Origin of the sequence: Brochothrix sp., assembly GCF_017549435.1 — a bacterium.
In the GTDB taxonomy this organism is placed as follows: domain Bacteria; phylum Bacillota; class Bacilli; order Lactobacillales; family Listeriaceae; genus Brochothrix; species Brochothrix thermosphacta.
Genome location: NZ_JAFYUW010000048.1, coordinates 1 through 16,752, shown reverse-complemented (window position 1 = coordinate 16,752; position 16,752 = coordinate 1). Strand labels below are relative to the sequence as shown.

Below are 16,752 nucleotides of genomic sequence, written 5' to 3'. Positions count from 1 at the left end.
GAATCGAAGCATGTTGAGTCAAATAAAACAGCAATTCATGAAACAACCTGAAATGAAACAAGTCACACAAATGATTTCTGAAGATGGACGACCACAATTAGTGACTGGCCTGACGGGTTCAGCGCGCTCACTTTTCACAGCGCTTATCGCGGAATCGCTTAATCGCCAAGTCATTTATGTTGCTCATAATTTATACCAAGCACAACAAGTTCATGAATCGTTGCGTTCATTTTTATCGGAACAACAAGTGAAGCTTTACCCTGCGGATGATTTTGTAGCAACAGATATGAGTATTTCTAGTCCTGAACTTCGAGCACAACGATTGGAAACGCTTGAATTTATGCAAAGTAATACGACGGGTGTTGTCATTATACCGATATCAGCCTTGAGAAAAAGAATGACTCCCGTGTCACAATGGACAGAAGCAAAACAAGTCTTTACTATTGGTGATGAAATCGATCTGACGTCATTCCGTAAACAAATGGCTGAGAGCGGTTATGTATATGTAGAAAAAGTGAGTTTACAAGGCGAGTATAGCATCCGTGGTGGGATTATTGATATTTTCCCGATGACAGAAACAAATCCGTTGCGTGTAGAACTCTTTGATACAGAAGTAGATTCTATTCGTGCGTTTGATGTCGATAGCCAACGCTCATTAGATACGCGTGAAAAAATTGTTTTGTTACCAGCCAAAGAATGGTTGCTTAACGAGTCTGATCGCTCATATCTTACAAAAGAATTAGCAAAAGAACTAAAAAAAGCATTAAAAAAGGTCAAAGAGGAAGCAGATCAGTTGCACCTCATTGAGACGATTGAACATGATATCGCAAATATAACAGAGGTTATGTTACCGACAGATATCTTAAAGTATAATGCATACTTCTATAAGAAACCCGCAAATTTATTAGATTACACAGCTGATAATGCCGTGCTTATTATTGATGAATTATCACGTTTACAAGAGGCTGATGAACAGCTGCATCAAGAAGAAATCAACTGGTTGATGGATGGAATCGAACGCGCAGAAATTTTACCGCAGACAAGTTTACATCAGTTGTTTGCAGATACGTTAAAACATGCGGTTCAATCGCGTGTTTATCTCTCGTTGTTTCAAAAAACAATGGGAAGCCATCGACTCTACCTTTCAACTAATTTTGTACATAAGCAAATGCAACAATTCCATGGTCAAATGCCGGCAGTCCAAACAGAAATGGCAAGTTGGCAAAATAATGAAATGGCCACTATTGTGGTTGTACCCACGGAAGAGAGACTAGGTAAAATCAGCCAGACATTTAGCGACTACGATATTTCAACGCAATTATTGAACGAAACCGATGAATTGGTATTTGGGCAAGTGCAACTTGTTGTGGGGCAATTAAACGAAGGCTTTGAATTACCTTTGGGACGTCTCGTTGTAGTGACGGATGCTGAATTATTTGGTCATAAAACAAAACCAACGATGAAAAGACAGAAAATGTCGAACGCAGAACGTATTAAAGATTATAATGAGCTCAAAGTAGGCGATTACGTTGTGCATGTCAGCCATGGTGTGGGCCGTTATGTCGGGATGGAAACATTAGATATAAAAGGTGTACACAAAGATTATTTATTAATTATTTATCGTGGTGAAGATAAACTATATATTCCTGTTGAACAACTAGAATTGGTGCAAAAATATGTCGGTTCTGAAGGTAAAACACCGAAGTTGAATAAATTAGGTGGTGCAGAGTGGAAACGTGTCACAGCGCGTGTTCAAAAATCAGTCATCGATATTGCGGATGATTTGATTAAGCTTTATGCTAAACGAGAAGCTGAAAAAGGTTTTGCTTATAGTCCAGATGACACATTAATGCATGAGTTTGAAGAAGCCTTTCCTTATGAAGCAACAGAGGATCAAGGGCGCTCTGTTAAAGAAATCAAACGTGATATGGAAAGTATTCGTCCGATGGATCGTTTGTTAGTCGGAGATGTAGGATATGGCAAGACTGAAGTTGCACTAAGGGCAGCGTTCAAGGCGATGATGGATGGCAAACAAGTGGCTTTCTTGGTGCCAACCACCATTTTAGCGCAACAACACTATGAAACGATGATTTCCCGCTTTGCTAATTTTCCGATCAATATTGGTATACTGAGCCGCTTTCGTACTAAGAAACAACAAGAAGAGACACTAGCTGGTTTAGGTTCTGGCAAAATTGATATCGTTGTTGGAACACATCGGTTATTATCAAAAGATGTCGCTTACAGGGACTTGGGATTGTTAGTCGTCGATGAAGAACAGCGTTTTGGTGTAACTCACAAAGAGAAAATTAAACAGTTACGAGCAAATGTGGATGTACTGACATTGACAGCAACACCGATACCGAGAACGTTACACATGTCGATGGTAGGTGTTCGTGATTTGTCTGTTATTGAAACGCCACCAGCCAATCGCTACCCCATCCAAACTTATGTGGTCGAACAAAATGATATCTTGATCAAAGAAGCAATTGAGCGAGAGTTATCTCGTTCAGGACAAGTGTTTTATCTACATAACCGTGTGGATAGTATCGTTCAAAAAGCAGATCGTATTCAAGCTTTAGTTCCGAATGCACGCGTGGGATATGCACATGGACAAATGACTGAAAATGAATTGGAATCGACTATTTTACGCTTTTTAGAAAATGAATTTGACGTACTGGTAACGACAACAATTATCGAAACGGGTGTCGATATCCCTAATGTTAATACATTGTTAGTTGAAAATGCAGACCGTATGGGCTTATCACAATTGTATCAATTAAGAGGGCGTGTCGGTCGTTCAAATCGTATTGCTTATGCGTACTTCATGCACGAAAAAAATAAAGTGTTGCGCGAGGAAGCTGAAAAACGTCTCCAAGCAATTAAAGAGTTTACAGAATTAGGCTCAGGCTTTAAAATAGCGATGCGTGATCTTAGCATACGAGGTGCCGGAAATATCTTAGGCGCACAACAACATGGCTTTATTGATTCAGTAGGATTTGATCTTTACTCGCAAATGTTGAGCGATGCCATCAATGAGCGTATGCCACAAGTTGGTGAAAAACAAGGCGAATCCAGCACAGTGGAAATTGACTTGCCACTGGATGCGTATATTCCTGACTACTATATCGAAGACAGTCGCCAAAAAATTGAAATGTACAAACGCTTCCGTCAGATAACGACGACGGAAAATATTATGCAATTACAAGATGATATGATTGATCGTTTTGGGGAGTACCCACAACAAGTCGCTGATTTGTTTATCATTTCAGAAATTAAATTGAATGCTGAAAAAGTAGGTATTCAAACAATTAAATTGAAGAAAAATAGTATCGAGTTATTACTGAGTGAAGAAGCAACACAATTAATAGATGGTGCAAAAGTGTTTAAAGCTTTGGATATGTTGGGACGTCAGTCAGGTGTTGGAATGACAGAACAGCAGCTAGCAGTGACGTATCGTCTTCCAGGCACAGACCCAGCACAATGGTTGCCAACTTTAAGTAAATTTATTGAACAATTAACGTATGCAACTAAGGATGAAATAAAGTAACGACAAAGGAGTGAGGAGAATGGGGACCAAAATAAACACAACGCTTTTTCAAGGTGCCCTCATTCTAACGTTGGCATCATTACTTTCAAAATTATTGTCGGCTGTTTATCGTGTACCCTTTCAAAATATGGTCGGCGATGAAGGGTTTTATATCTTTCAACAGGCGTATCCTTTTTATGGTATAAGTATGACATTATCTTTGACAGCTGCACCTCTCTTTATTTCTAAAGTTGTTGCTGAATACAACGGTGATTATAATGCTCAAAGATGGTTCTTGGAACGAAGTAAACGTTATTTAGGGGTGTTGGGTTTTGTGTTATTCATAGCCCTTTTTATTGCGGCTCCTTGGTTAGCTAATACGATGGGTGATCCCAGTTTAACGGGTATTATTCGCGTAACAAGTGTCACGTATTTACTGTTACCTTATTTAGGCAGTTACCGCGGTTTTTATCAAGGGGATAATGATATGACGCCTACCGCAGTATCTCAGGCGGTAGAGCAGGTTGTGCGTGTTGCAATTATCATTGTGGGTGCCTATATAGGTGTATATGTTTTAGATGTATCGCTTTATCATGTGGGTGAATTGGCCATGTCAGGTGCGATTATTGGTGGTGCAGCCGGTGCAATTATATTGGCAGTGTTCGATAAAAAGCGCCGTGGTTTACAGCAGATACCTACAATGCGACCGGAAAACCTCCAGTTACCACGTGGAATTTGGCGGGACATGTTTGCCGTGATTATAACGAGTGCTTTACTGATTTGGTTTCAAATGGCAGATGCTTTTCAAATTTTTCGTTTGTTAGTTGCTAGCGGGATTGAGACAGATCAAGCTAAAATTCTTAAGGGAGTGTATGATCGGGGGCAACCATTAATACAATTAGGTGTGGTGGTTGTTACGAGCTTTAGTCTTTCTATCATACCGATGATATCAAAAGCACGCATTCAGCGTGAACGTGTTAAATTGCAACGTTTGGTTTCTTTCTTCATGCGAACAGGAATTGCATTGGGTTTGGCAATTACTGTGGCGTTAGTTGTGATGATGCCAACATTAAACTATACATTGTTTGCTGATTATGAAGGTGTTGATGTGCTACAAGTTTTTGTAGCAGGGCTGTTTCTATTAACCTTGTTAGTTATCATTACGAGTGTATTGCAAGGATTTAATAGTATGAAGGCACCTGCAATTGCAGCGGTGTGTGGCATAATTATCAAAGTAATGTTGAATGGTGTTTGGTTACCTGAACATGGTATTATAGGAAGTGCATGGGCGACGAATAGCGCTTTGTTGGCCAGTGTATTGATTAGCGTTGTGATTTTAAAACAATCAATCAATTTTGAATGGCCGTCATGGCAGTTTTTAATTAAATTAAGCTTTAGTGTAGCACTGATGGCGGCGCCTTTAATTATTATTAATTATTTGCCGTTTGTAACAAACCATCGAATTGTTGGTCTAGTAGTGTTAATTATAGCTAGTTTGATAGGTGCGTTGCTGTTCCTGTTTAGTGCGAGTTACTTACGAGTGATTACCAGACAAGATATTGTGATGCTGCCGATGGGTAGAAGTGTAATAAAGCTTATCAAAAAAATGAAAAGGTGAGGATATAATATGGATGTAACAATGAGATTAGATAAATTTTTGAAAATATCACGAATTATTAAACGTCGTGCTGTCGCTAAAGAAGCGGCAGAAAAAGGCCGTATCCAAATCAATGGGAATGTCGCAAAACCAAGTGCAAATGTAAAAGTTGGTGATGAGCTTACTATTCAGTTTGGTGCTAAAATAATTACAGCTAAGGTGGAACGCCTTGATACATCAACAAAAAAAGAAGATGCGGAAAAAATGTATACCCTTTTAAGCGAATAAAGAGATTATTTTCAATAAGTATTACTTTAGTCAATATTTGAATGGTATAATATTGATTAGATGATTAAGTCAATTGTTTTTATCTTTTTTTGTTATAACTAATAGACAAAAAGAGCTAAACTTGCTATTCTAAGCATATAACTACTTATTGTCGAAAGTGAGGTCAGATAATGCCGAAATCGAAGCCATCAGTTACACAGATGAATAATGAATACGTTCAAAGTAAAGCGAAAGACGAGAAACGTCATCAGAAATTCAAACTGATATTCAGACGTCGTGTGTTGTTTTACTCCGCAGTCGCAACGTTGGTTATAGGTATTCTTGTTTTTAATCTTGTGAAACAGCAACACTTGTTGGCGACAAATAAAAAACAAAGTACAGAGCTACAAACAAAATATAACCACTTAATGCAGCAAGAAACAGCATATAAAGAGCAAGTGGAGCAATTGAAAGATCCAGAGTATGTTGCTAAACTTGCTCGCAGTGAGTATTATTTATCCAAAAATGGTGAAATCATTTTTACGATACCATCAAAAAAAGATTAGGCTATAAAGGAACAAAAATATAGATATTATAAAATTAAGAAGGAGCATTCTATTTATGTCGATTGAAGTAGGTACTAAGGTAACGGGTAAAGTGACAGGAATTACAAATTTTGGAGCTTTTGTTGAACTTGAAGGTGGAAAAACAGGTCTTGTTCATATCAGTGAAGTTGCAGACAGCTATGTTAAAGATATTCATGATATTTTAACTGTTGGTGACGAGGTTACTGTTAAGGTAATGAACGTTGGGGATGATGGTAAGATTGGTCTATCGATTCGTCGTGCCATTGATAAGCCTGAAAGTGAAAAAACGACAACAACATCAAGTTATTCTTCACGTAAACCGAGAGCAGCGGTTAAAAAACCAACTTTCGACAAACCAGAAGATTTTGAATCGAAAATGTCACGCTTCCTTAAAGATAGTGATGAGCGTCTTACGACTATCAAACGTCAAAGTGAGTCTAAACGTGGCGGTAGAGGCGCACGTCGCAGCTAATATTTGCACGAATTGAGCTTGAAAGCAGAGCTCGTCGTCAATTTTGAGCATCGCTGTATGTTTACGCGATGTTCTTTTTTTATTAAGGAGAGGCTATGATTTTTAATAAGCAGGTAGAGACATACAGCCAACAGCACGAATTACTACGCCCAGGCGATCATTATCTCCTGGGTGTTTCTGGTGGCGTTGATTCAATCGTATTATTACATTATTTTGTGAATAACCCTATGCTTAATAAACAGCTGACAGTGGTGCATGTTAATCATCAGTTACGACCGGAAGCTGACATGGAAGCGAAGTTTGTGCGGGAGATTTGTGAAGCCTATGATGTTCCATTTATGGAAAAAATAATTGATGTACAAGGTATTCAAAAGTCTGAAAAAATCGGTTTAGAAGAAGCCGCACGTCAAGGACGTTACCGTTGTTTTGAAGAAGTAATGGTCAGTGTTGAAGCGTCTTCGCTAGTACTCGCTCATCATGCGGATGACCAGGTGGAAACGATATTAATGAGATTAACACGCGGCAGTCAAGGTAGCGGTTACGCAGGTATGCCGATTAAAAGAGCATTTAGCAGAGGTCAATTAATTCGACCTTTCTTAGCTGTTACAAAAAAGGATATTATGCTTTACGCTAAGGCTAATAAGTTAAAACATGTGGAAGATGCATCGAACGCTGAAGATGATGCTACTCGCAATCGATTCAGACATCATGTTGTACCTTTATTGCAACAAGAAAACCAGCAAGTTGCAAAGCAGTTTTCAGCTTTTCATGAGGAGCAAACAGATTTAAGTGAATTTGCTACAACAATGATGCTAAAGCAAATAGAGGATGTTATCCTAAAAGAAGATAAACGATATGTTGTACAAATTGAAAAATTTAAAAAGCTGCATAAAATCATCCAAACTTTAATGATACGACAGGTTATCCGAGAATTATTACCGGATAATAGTGTGAGTATTAGCAAAAATAACATTATTGATGTGTTGGATTTATTGAAAGCAGCGTCTCCGTCTGCTAAACTATATTTACCTTCCGGATTACAATTGTTCCGCGTTTATGACGAAGCTTATTTCCAATTTGATAACATGGAGAAAAGTGAACGCTTTTATTATGAGATGCAACCATTAACAACAGTCCAGTTGCCGGGAAACGGCTCAATTAGCTGCGAAATACTAACAGAAGATACAATAATACATCCTGAAAAAACACAGTTGGTGCTAAATGCAACAGACATTGAATTTCCGCTGATTATAAGGTCCCGTTTACCTGGTGATCGTATAAAACTAAAAAAAACGGGCGGTACTCGCAAGCTGAAAAATATTTTGATTGATGAAAAAATACCGCAACATTTACGAGATGGTATCCCTGTTGTGACAGATGCAACTGGTGAAATCATTTGGTTACCCACTTTAAAACATTCCGCCTTTTTGGCGTGTGTCAATAAAAAGCAACAACAATACTTGATTCAATATAATAGTCTATAGGAGGACGAAATTAGATGCGTGAAGATATTTTAGAAGTACTTATTTCAGAAGAAGAGATTGCCCAAAAGGTTGAAGAGTTAGGAAAAGAGCTTACAGCTACTTATCAAGATAAGTTTCCATTAGTTATTGGGATTTTAAAAGGTGCAACACCATTTATGATGGATTTAGTACGTACAATTGATACGCAAGTAGAATTTGATTTTATGGATGTTTCAAGCTATGGTGCAGGCGTATCTTCAAGTGGTGAAGTTAAAATCATTAAAGATTTAGATGCTTCAGTTGAAGGTCGCGATTTAATCATCGTTGAAGATATTATTGATAGTGGTCGTACATTAGCTTACTTAATGAACATGCTGAAAAATCGTAAAGCTCGTTCAATTAAATTAGTAACACTGTTGGATAAACCAGCTGGACGCGTTGTTGATATTGAAGTAGATCATGCATGTTTTAACGTGCCAAATGAATTTGTCGTTGGTTATGGTCTTGATTATGCAGAACGATATCGTAACTTGCCGTACATCGGTATTTTAAAACCTGAAGTGTACACGGATTAATTATAAGTGAATAAAGGTCAAATTATTGGGAAAAGAAAATCCTTTATGCTATTATTAATGTAGCTTTTTAAGACGAATTGCAAGGGGTAAACTCCTGAGCTTTAAGTAAAATTAAGTATTTTAAGAGTGTAAGTGCGAGTGGGAAAATTTGTATCAGTGGAACAAAATAAATAGCTCTTTATGCTATTAGTGGGTACTGTTGATCAGAAAAACACTTACATCAGAGGAGGTAAGGAATGAACCGTATTTTTAAACAAGGTATACTTTATGTCATTGTACTCGTTGTTATAGTGGGGATTGTTAACTTTATAAGTGGCGATAAAAACCAGCAACGTGACATTCGTTACGATGAATTTACAACTGCATTAAAAGACAACAAAGTTGAGTCGTACTCAATTAAACCAAGCCGTGGTGTTTTTCTTATTGAAGGTACATATAAAGACAGCGCAGCGAATAAAAGCGATAAGAAAGATACTTTAGAATTTACAACATTTTCTGTCGATTCTGAAGTAACTGTTGCTGATATTAAAGCAGATACTGCTAAGGGTGTTAAAACTGAGGTTCTTCCTCAGGATCAACCAAGTGGTTGGGTAACATTCTTAACAACATTACTACCATTCTTGTTATTGTTACTCTTCATTTTCTTTATGATGAGCCAAGCACAAGGCGGCGGTGGCGGCGGTAAGATGATGAACTTTGGTAAGAGTAAAGCGAAAATGTATGATAACTCTAAAATCAAAGTGCGTTTTTCTGACGTAGCGGGTGCTGATGAAGAGAAACAAGAACTTATTGAAGTTGTTGATTTCTTAAAAGATCCACGTAAATATGCAAGTCTAGGTGCAAGTATTCCTAAAGGTGTTCTTTTAGTAGGACCTCCGGGAACTGGTAAAACATTGCTTGCAAAAGCTGTTGCAGGTGAAGCTGGTACGCCATTCTTCTCAATTAGTGGTTCTGATTTCGTTGAGATGTTTGTTGGTGTTGGTGCTTCACGTGTACGTGATTTGTTTGAACAAGCGAAGAAAAATGCACCGTGTATTATCTTCATTGATGAAATTGATGCTGTTGGTCGTCAACGTGGCGCTGGTGTCGGTGGTGGACATGATGAGCGTGAGCAAACATTAAACCAGTTACTTGTTGAGATGGATGGTTTCCAAGGAAACGAAGGAATTATCATGATTGCAGCAACTAACCGTGCGGATGTTCTTGACCCTGCACTTTTACGTCCAGGTCGTTTTGACCGTCAAATTACTGTTGATCGCCCTGATGTTAAGGGACGTGAAGCTGTACTTAAAGTGCATGCTCGTAACAAACCATTTGCTGACGATGTTGATTTGAAAGCAATTGCACAACGTACGCCAGGTTTCTCTGGTGCTGACTTAGAAAACCTTTTAAACGAGGGTGCTCTTGTTGCAGCGCGTCGTGATAAAACTAAAATTGATATGTCTGATATTGATGAAGCAACAGACCGTGTTATTGCGGGTCCTGCTAAGAAAAATCGTGTTATCAGTAAGAAAGAACGTAAAACAGTTGCTTTCCATGAGGCAGGCCATACGATTATTGGTACTGTTCTTGATGAAGCCGAAGTGGTGCATAAAGTAACGATTGTCCCTCGTGGACAAGCCGGTGGTTATGCTGTCATGATGCCAAAAGAAGATCGTTTCTTGTTAACTGAAAATGAATTGCTTGATCGTATCACTGGCTTGCTAGGTGGACGTGTTGCTGAAGATATCACTTTTGGTGAAGTATCAACAGGCGCAAGTAATGACTTTGAACGTGCAACTGAAATGGCTTACCGTATGGTAACTGAATGGGGAATGAGCAAAAAAATCGGACCTCTTCAATTCAAAGGTAGCAATGACAATGTATTCTTAGGTCGCGATATGAATAGCGGAAAAGGTTTCTCTGACCAAATCGCTTATGAAATCGATACTGAAGTTCAACGCATTATCACAGATTGTTATACACGTGCGAAAGATATCTTAACTGAACACGAAGTGCAGTTAGGTGTTATCGCTAATAAATTACTTGAAATTGAAACGCTTAACGCGAAAGAAATCCGTAGCCTCTTTGAAACAGGCGAAATGCCAGCTGAAGAAGAAGCAGAAGATACAACAGCAGTTGTTGATGCAACAGCAAACGTATCGGTGGATGAAATTGGCGATAAAGAAACAACAGATGCTGTTGATAAACCAACAATCGATACAACTACTGCTGAAACAGTAAATGAATCGACAATTGATAACCCAACAACAGAAGATAAAAAATAAAAATTAGCATGAGTGAGCCAGGGAATGCGTGGCTCACTTTTTGTTTAGAGGAGCTATGGAAATGAAAGATTATTTAATTAAAGCAGTTGCTTGTGATTCACAAGTTCGTGCTTTTGCAGCAATTACAACAAATACTGTGGGAGAAGCTCAAAGCCGTCACAATACTTTGCCGGTCACATCGGCAGCTCTAGGACGTTCAATGACAGGTGCATTGATGTTGGGTATGAGTGGAAAAGGTGATCAAAAAATCACTTTGAAAATTGAAGGTGATGGACCAATCGGCGCTATTATTGCCGACAGTGATGCACATGGTAAAGTGCGAGGTTATGTACAAAACCCGCATGTTCATTTTACAGAGTTGAATGAGAGCGGCAAACTTGATGTGCGTCGTGGAGTTGGAACAACAGGTACGGTTACAGTAACAAAAGACATTGGTATGCGTGAAAAAATTAATGGGCAAGTGCCGTTGATTTCAGGTGAAATAAGTGAAGATATCACATATTACTTAGCGACAAGTGAACAAATTCCTTCGGCAGTTGGCGCAGGTGTTTTAGTTAATCCAGATGCAACAATTCAAGCATCTGGCGGTTTTATGATTCAATTATTACCAAATGCATCTGATGAAGTTATTTCACAAATTGAGAATAAACTAGCAGCAATGCCAACAATCTCTAAATTAATAGATGAAGGTCGTACGCCAGAAGAAATCTTAACTGATATTCTTGGCGATGATGTTAAAGTTTTGGAAAAAGTTCCTGTTGAGTTTGAGTGTGTGTGCTCTAAAGAGCGCTTTTCATCAGCAATTGTGACTTTAGGTGAAAAAGAAATTCGTGATATGATTGAAGAAGATGGTGGGGCAGAAGCAAGTTGTCACTTCTGTGGTAATAAATACGATTTTTCAGTCACAGACTTAGAGGGTTTAATCGAAGAAACAAAAAACAAATAAACAGTCTAATCTTGACAAGAATACTAGGAATTGATAAAGTTGATTTAACAACAAACTGAAGGAGTGTTAAAAATGGCAATTTATAATTCTGCACTAGATTTAGTAGGAAGCACACCGATTGTTAAGTTAAATCGCTTAGTCAAAGAAGGCGACGCTGAAGTTTATGTGAAGCTTGAGTATCAAAATCCTGGCGGAAGCGTTAAAGATCGTATTGCGAAAGCGATGATTGAAGATGCTGAAAAAGCAGGTTTGTTAAAAACAGGCGATACTATTGTTGAACCTACGAGTGGGAACACAGGTATTGGATTAGCTTTTGTTGCAGCAGTCAAAGGTTATGCCTCTGTGTTTGTGATGCCTGATACAATGAGTATTGAACGTCGTAAACTTTTAGAGGCCTACGGTGCTAAGTTGGTTTTAACACCAGGTGCAGAAGGAATGAAGGGCGCCATTGCAAAAGCAAAAGAACTGTCAGAAACAGACGGTTATTTTATGCCTCAACAGTTTAGTAATCCTTCCAACCCAGCTATTCACGAAACCACAACAGGACCTGAAATTCTTGCTGATTTTGGTGATAAAGGTTTAGACGCCTTCATTGCAGGCGTTGGAACAGGTGGCACAATTTCTGGTGTTGGCCATGTATTGAAAAAAGCAAATCCTGACGTGAAAATTTATGCATTAGAACCATTGGAGTCGCCTGTACTTGCAGGTGGTAATCCCAGTCCTCATAAAATCCAAGGTATTGGTGCAGGTTTTATCCCAGATACTTTAGATACAGAAGTTTATGATGGTATTTTACAAGTATCAAGTGAAAATGCATTAAAAACAGCACGTCTTGTTGCGAGTCAAGAAGGTCTGCTAGTAGGTATTTCTTCAGGTGCAACTATTTATGCAGCATTAGAACAAGCAGCTAAATTAGGTGCAGGTAAAAAAATATTAGCGATTGTTGCGAGCAATGGGGAACGATACTTAAGTACACCTTTATATGAATTTGATGATCAGGTTTAATTCAAATTAAACGATACATTATTTTAGCACTTTGATACAGCCGATTTAGGTTGATTCAGAGTGCTTTTTTTATAAAAGCTTTTTTTTATAAAACAGTCATATGATTTTATACAATAATAACGTAAAATAGAATAGGTAAACATTGTTATTTTCGAAAGGGGTTATTACTAATGACGCTTTTGTGGAACAGGCCCCACCCTACCTATGTGATGGGGATATTAAATATTACACCAGATTCTTTTTCTGACGGTGGTCAATTCAATACAACGACTTTAGCGGTTAATCGTGCATTGGAAATGGTAGAAGATGGTGCTCATCTGATAGATATCGGTGGGATATCAACGCGCCCAGGTTATTCGGAAGTGCCGTTAAAAGAGGAGTTAAATAGGGTGTTGCCTATTATTGAAATGATTTCTTCTAAAAGTAATATTCCACTGTCTATTGATACTTATCGTGCTGAAACAGCTTATCAAGCGATTCAAAAAGGAGCATCATTGATTAATGATCAATGGCGAGCAACATATGATAATGAGATGGCAAGTGTAGCAGCTGAACAAAATGTTCCGATTGTGTTAATGCATAATCGTCAAAAGTCAGACTACAAACATTTTTTTGAGGATTATTTGGAAGATATGGAAGAAAGTATAACTATCTGTTTAAAAGCAGGTGTGCCGAAGCAGCATATTATATTAGATCCTGGTTTTGGATTTGTAAAAACAGCGCAACAAAATATAGAAGTAACACGTCGTCTAGGCGAGCTTGCTAACTTGGGATATGATGTTCTTTATGCGGCCAGCCGCAAGCGGACAATTGGTGCGATGTTAGGTGATTTGCCCGTCGATCAAAGAATGGAAGGAACAGGTGCAATGTCAGCTTATGCAGTGATGCAAGGCGCTGCAGCTGTGAGAGTACATGATGTGAAAGAAATAACACGAATGATGCGTGTGATTGATATTATGAAACGAAAGGTTGAGTGGAATGGATAAAATATTTTTGAAAAATTGTGAGTTTTATGGTTTTCATGGTGTGTTACCCGAGGAAACAGCTCTAGGTCAAAGGTTTGTTATATCGTTAATATTAGAGATGGATACGCGTATACCAGGCAAGAGTGATGAGGTATCTGATACAGTGAGTTATGCCGATGTATTTGATACTATGCGTGTGATAGTTGAGGAAGAGTGTTATAAATTATTGGAAACGTTAACGGATCGATTAGCGATGGTTATTTTAGAGCAGTATCCACTAATTGAGTTTGTCACTGTTACTGCGGAAAAACCACGTCCACCTATTAATGGCCATTTTGAGTCTGTGGCTGTTGAAATTAAACGTAGCCGTAAGGATATCGAATGATGACAGTGTATCTCAGTTTAGGTAGTAACATGGGAGAACGAATTGACTTTTTAAGCGCTGCAATTAAACGAATCGGCGAAATTGAGGGTGTAAAAGTTGTTAATTGTTCGTCCGTATACGATACGCCACCATGGGGATACATTGAACAGGCTACTTTTTATAATTGTGTTCTCGCCATTCAAACTGATTTAGAGGCAGAAGTGTTGTTGCAAAAGTTGTTAGCAATTGAAAAGGATTTAGGTCGAGAGCGTTTGTTCAAATATGGTCCGCGTGTGATCGATATTGATATTTTGTTATATGGTGATGAGATTCATGATAGTGAAACGTTATCTGTACCGCATCCGTTCATGTATGAACGTGCATTTGTACTGGTACCACTACGCGAGATTGCACCTGAGCATGTGCCTTTAGACAGTCCAGGACTGAATGATACATCAGGTATTGTTAAAGTATCTGAACCCTTGCAATAATGTTGCGTGGCATCATCTAGTTATGTTAGTATGAGTATGCTGAAAAGAGTTTGTTTTCAAAAAGACATTAGACATTAGGCTAGTGTTTTTTTATAAGGTTTTTTGTAGTCATTGTGAAAATATTGGTAAGTAATTGATTTCAAAAAGCGTTCGATAGAGTGCCTAACTAAAATGTATAAAAGAGGAGTGTCCACTGTTATGAATCAACCACATGAAGAAATGAATGATCAGTTACAAGTGCGTCGTGAAAAATTACAACATTTATATGATGAAGGGATTAATCCTTTCGGACAAAAATTTGAGCGTACAGCTGATTCTAAAACAATTAATGAAAAATATGCAGAAATTGATAAAGAAGCATTAGAAGAACAAGCAATTGAGGTAACTATTGCTGGACGTTTAATGACAAAACGTGGAAAAGGAAAAGTCGGTTTTGCTCATATACAAGATCGTTATGGTCGTGTTCAATTGTATGTTCGTAAAGATGCTGTTGGTGATGCGGACTATGAATTGTTTAAAACAGCGGACTTGGGTGATATTGTTGGTATCACAGGGTTGTTGATGCGTACTAATACAGGTGAATTGACTGTTAAAGCCACATCTTACATGATTTTAAGTAAAGCGCTGCGTCCGTTACCAGATAAATACCATGGCTTAACAGATGTAGAACAAATATACCGTCAACGTTACCTTGATCTTATTGCGAATGAAGAAAGTCGTGAGCGTTTTGTTCAACGTAGCCAAATTATTCGTTCATTGCGTGACTTTTTTGCTCAAAAAGAATATATGGAAGTTGAAACACCAACACTGCATTCAGTTGCAGGTGGTGCAGCAGCGAAACCGTTTGTTACACATCATAATGCCTTAGACATTGAAATGAATCTTCGTATTGCGTTGGAATTACATTTGAAACGCTTAATCGTCGGTGGCCTTGAACGTGTTTACGAAATTGGTCGTGTATTCCGTAATGAAGGAACAAGTACTCGCCATAACCCTGAATTCACGATGCTTGAATCTTATGCAGCCTATGAAGATTTCCAAGATATCATGGATCTAACAGAAGGTGCATTCGTTTACTGTGCTAAGGAAGTATTGGGTAAAACAGCGATTACTTATGGCGAATATGAGTTAGATTTAGGTAAAAAATGGACTCGTATTCATATGGTAGAAGCAATTAAACAATATTCTGGTGTTGATTTATGGGAAGTAGATACAGAAGAAGCCCGTCGTTTAGCCAAAGAGCATAATGTAGCAATCACTGAACATATGACATATGGACACGTTGTTAATGAATTTTTCGAAACGTTTGTTGAAGAGAAATTGATTGAGCCGACATTTGTTTTCGGGCATCCGTTGGAAATCTCGCCTTTAGCGAAGAAAAATGTTGAAGATCCACGTTTTACTGATCGTTTTGAGTTATTTATAGTAGGGCGTGAACACGCCAACGCATTTAGCGAGTTGAATGACCCAATTGATCAAAGAGAGCGTTTTGCTGCTCAAATAAAAGAGCGTGAAGAAGGTAATGATGAAGCTCATGAAATGGATGAAGATTTCTTAGAGTCTTTAGAATATGGTATGCCGCCTACTGGTGGACTTGGTATCGGTGTTGATCGAATGGTGATGTTATTAACGAATGCCGCATCTATTCGTGATGTATTGTTATTCCCGACAATGCGTCCGCACGATAAATAAGCAGTTTAAAAAGCCCAATAGAACTTGTTCTGTTGGGCTTTTTATATCTTTTATTAAATATATATAAGAATTTGCAGATAGATGATTGACAACGTCTTGTTATCGTTGTATTATATAAAAGTTACCACTTCTAAAAGAGATAAAACATTTTAAAAAGTATTTAAATAACTATTGATTATATCAAATAGTTATGATAATATTATATAAGTTGAAACGAGCTAATAGTGTTCGTACTAAACTTTTCAAAACCGTTGACATCCCTTGATAGACATGGTATGATTTAAAAGTTGTGTTAGTCAAATGACAAACAATAACAACTGAAAAAATAATAACAAAAGTTGTTGACTTTGAACTTCTTCTTATGTATAATAAAGAAGTTGTCACAAAAGAGACAGCGATTGACCTTTGAAAACTGAATGAACGAAAAGACATATTATATGCTTAAACTCTTCGGAGTTTAACCAATTAATTTCGTAACGCAAACAAGTAACAAATTTTTAGCTAGCGAACTAGTTAAGGATCATTTGATGGTTTA

14 protein-coding genes are annotated in these 16,752 nt (G+C 37.9%); all 14 read left to right on the top strand.

Features of this window, described 5'->3' with window-relative positions; genetic code table 11:
- Positions 1 to 13: 13 nt before the first annotated feature.
- The 14 genes from mfd (at position 14) to lysS (ending at position 16,217) form a co-directional block, all read left to right on the top strand.
- Complete coding sequence (mfd, locus tag IKV95_RS03345) at positions 14 to 3,547, top strand: transcription-repair coupling factor (RefSeq protein ID WP_096699499.1); 3,534 nt, start codon at positions 14 to 16, stop codon at positions 3,545 to 3,547.
- A 19-nt stretch (positions 3,548 to 3,566) separates the two neighbouring features.
- Positions 3,567 to 5,144, top strand: a complete 1,578-nt coding sequence (locus IKV95_RS03340; RefSeq protein ID WP_069119835.1) for a putative polysaccharide biosynthesis protein — start codon at positions 3,567 to 3,569, stop codon at positions 5,142 to 5,144.
- Positions 5,145 to 5,165: 21 nt separating this feature from the next.
- The gene (locus IKV95_RS03335; RefSeq protein ID WP_278403469.1) at positions 5,166 to 5,411 is read left to right on the top strand and encodes an RNA-binding S4 domain-containing protein; all 246 of its coding nucleotides are present in this window, start codon (positions 5,166 to 5,168) and stop codon (positions 5,409 to 5,411) included.
- A gap of 170 nt (positions 5,412 to 5,581) precedes the next feature.
- Entirely contained in the window at positions 5,582 to 5,956 is a 375-nt protein-coding gene (locus tag IKV95_RS03330) for an FtsB family cell division protein (RefSeq protein WP_069119837.1), read from the top strand.
- Positions 5,957 to 6,011: 55 nt separating this feature from the next.
- Entirely contained in the window at positions 6,012 to 6,449 is a 438-nt protein-coding gene (locus tag IKV95_RS03325) for a S1 domain-containing RNA-binding protein (protein ID WP_029091275.1), read from the top strand.
- Between the two features lie 95 nt (positions 6,450 to 6,544).
- Positions 6,545 to 7,933 (top strand): tRNA lysidine(34) synthetase TilS, encoded by a 1,389-nt coding sequence (gene tilS / locus IKV95_RS03320; RefSeq protein WP_069125036.1) that lies wholly within the window; start codon positions 6,545 to 6,547, stop codon positions 7,931 to 7,933.
- A 14-nt stretch (positions 7,934 to 7,947) separates the two neighbouring features.
- Positions 7,948 to 8,487 (top strand): hypoxanthine phosphoribosyltransferase, encoded by a 540-nt coding sequence (gene hpt / locus IKV95_RS03315; protein WP_029091273.1) that lies wholly within the window; start codon positions 7,948 to 7,950, stop codon positions 8,485 to 8,487.
- A 236-nt stretch (positions 8,488 to 8,723) separates the two neighbouring features.
- Positions 8,724 to 10,754 (top strand): ATP-dependent zinc metalloprotease FtsH, encoded by a 2,031-nt coding sequence (gene ftsH, locus IKV95_RS03310; protein WP_029091272.1) that lies wholly within the window; start codon positions 8,724 to 8,726, stop codon positions 10,752 to 10,754.
- Between the two features lie 61 nt (positions 10,755 to 10,815).
- Entirely contained in the window at positions 10,816 to 11,700 is an 885-nt protein-coding gene (gene hslO, locus IKV95_RS03305) for an Hsp33 family molecular chaperone HslO (protein WP_029091271.1), read from the top strand.
- A 72-nt stretch (positions 11,701 to 11,772) separates the two neighbouring features.
- Positions 11,773 to 12,705 carry a cysteine synthase A gene (gene cysK / locus IKV95_RS03300; protein ID WP_029091270.1) on the top strand — a complete coding sequence of 311 codons (933 nt, stop codon included), beginning with the start codon at positions 11,773 to 11,775 and terminating at the stop codon, positions 12,703 to 12,705.
- Positions 12,706 to 12,875: 170 nt separating this feature from the next.
- Positions 12,876 to 13,691 (top strand): dihydropteroate synthase, encoded by an 816-nt coding sequence (gene folP / locus IKV95_RS03295; protein ID WP_029091269.1) that lies wholly within the window; start codon positions 12,876 to 12,878, stop codon positions 13,689 to 13,691.
- Positions 13,684 to 14,055 carry a dihydroneopterin aldolase gene (gene folB, locus IKV95_RS03290; RefSeq protein WP_029091268.1) on the top strand — a complete coding sequence of 124 codons (372 nt, stop codon included), beginning with the start codon at positions 13,684 to 13,686 and terminating at the stop codon, positions 14,053 to 14,055. Before folP ends, folB begins: the two co-directional genes overlap by 8 nt.
- A complete protein-coding gene (gene folK, locus IKV95_RS03285) occupies positions 14,055 to 14,525 on the top strand; it encodes a 2-amino-4-hydroxy-6-hydroxymethyldihydropteridine diphosphokinase (protein WP_157679171.1) in 471 nt (156 codons plus the stop codon). Before folB ends, folK begins: the two co-directional genes overlap by 1 nt.
- 198 nt (positions 14,526 to 14,723) lie before the next feature.
- Entirely contained in the window at positions 14,724 to 16,217 is a 1,494-nt protein-coding gene (lysS, locus tag IKV95_RS03280; protein WP_069119849.1) for a lysine--tRNA ligase, read from the top strand.
- The last annotated feature ends 535 nt before the right edge of the window (positions 16,218 to 16,752 follow it).

Excerpts from the sequence above, each read along its gene's own strand:
- IKV95_RS03340 (WP_069119835.1), top strand. The coding sequence starts at position 3,567 with ATGGGGACCAAAATAAACACAACGCTTTTTCAAGGTGCCCTCATTCTA.
- IKV95_RS03335 (WP_278403469.1), top strand. The coding sequence starts at position 5,166 with ATGAGATTAGATAAATTTTTGAAAATATCACGAATTATTAAACGTCGT.
- IKV95_RS03330 (WP_069119837.1), top strand. The coding sequence starts at position 5,582 with ATGCCGAAATCGAAGCCATCAGTTACACAGATGAATAATGAATACGTT.
- IKV95_RS03325 (WP_029091275.1), top strand. The coding sequence starts at position 6,012 with ATGTCGATTGAAGTAGGTACTAAGGTAACGGGTAAAGTGACAGGAATT.
- tilS (WP_069125036.1), top strand. The coding sequence starts at position 6,545 with ATGATTTTTAATAAGCAGGTAGAGACATACAGCCAACAGCACGAATTA.
- hpt (WP_029091273.1), top strand. The coding sequence starts at position 7,948 with ATGCGTGAAGATATTTTAGAAGTACTTATTTCAGAAGAAGAGATTGCC.
- ftsH (WP_029091272.1), top strand. The coding sequence starts at position 8,724 with ATGAACCGTATTTTTAAACAAGGTATACTTTATGTCATTGTACTCGTT.
- hslO (WP_029091271.1), top strand. The coding sequence starts at position 10,816 with ATGAAAGATTATTTAATTAAAGCAGTTGCTTGTGATTCACAAGTTCGT.
- cysK (WP_029091270.1), top strand. The coding sequence starts at position 11,773 with ATGGCAATTTATAATTCTGCACTAGATTTAGTAGGAAGCACACCGATT.
- folP (WP_029091269.1), top strand. The coding sequence starts at position 12,876 with ATGACGCTTTTGTGGAACAGGCCCCACCCTACCTATGTGATGGGGATA.
- folB (WP_029091268.1), top strand. The coding sequence starts at position 13,684 with ATGGATAAAATATTTTTGAAAAATTGTGAGTTTTATGGTTTTCATGGT.
- folK (WP_157679171.1), top strand. The coding sequence starts at position 14,055 with ATGACAGTGTATCTCAGTTTAGGTAGTAACATGGGAGAACGAATTGAC.
- lysS (WP_069119849.1), top strand. The coding sequence starts at position 14,724 with ATGAATCAACCACATGAAGAAATGAATGATCAGTTACAAGTGCGTCGT.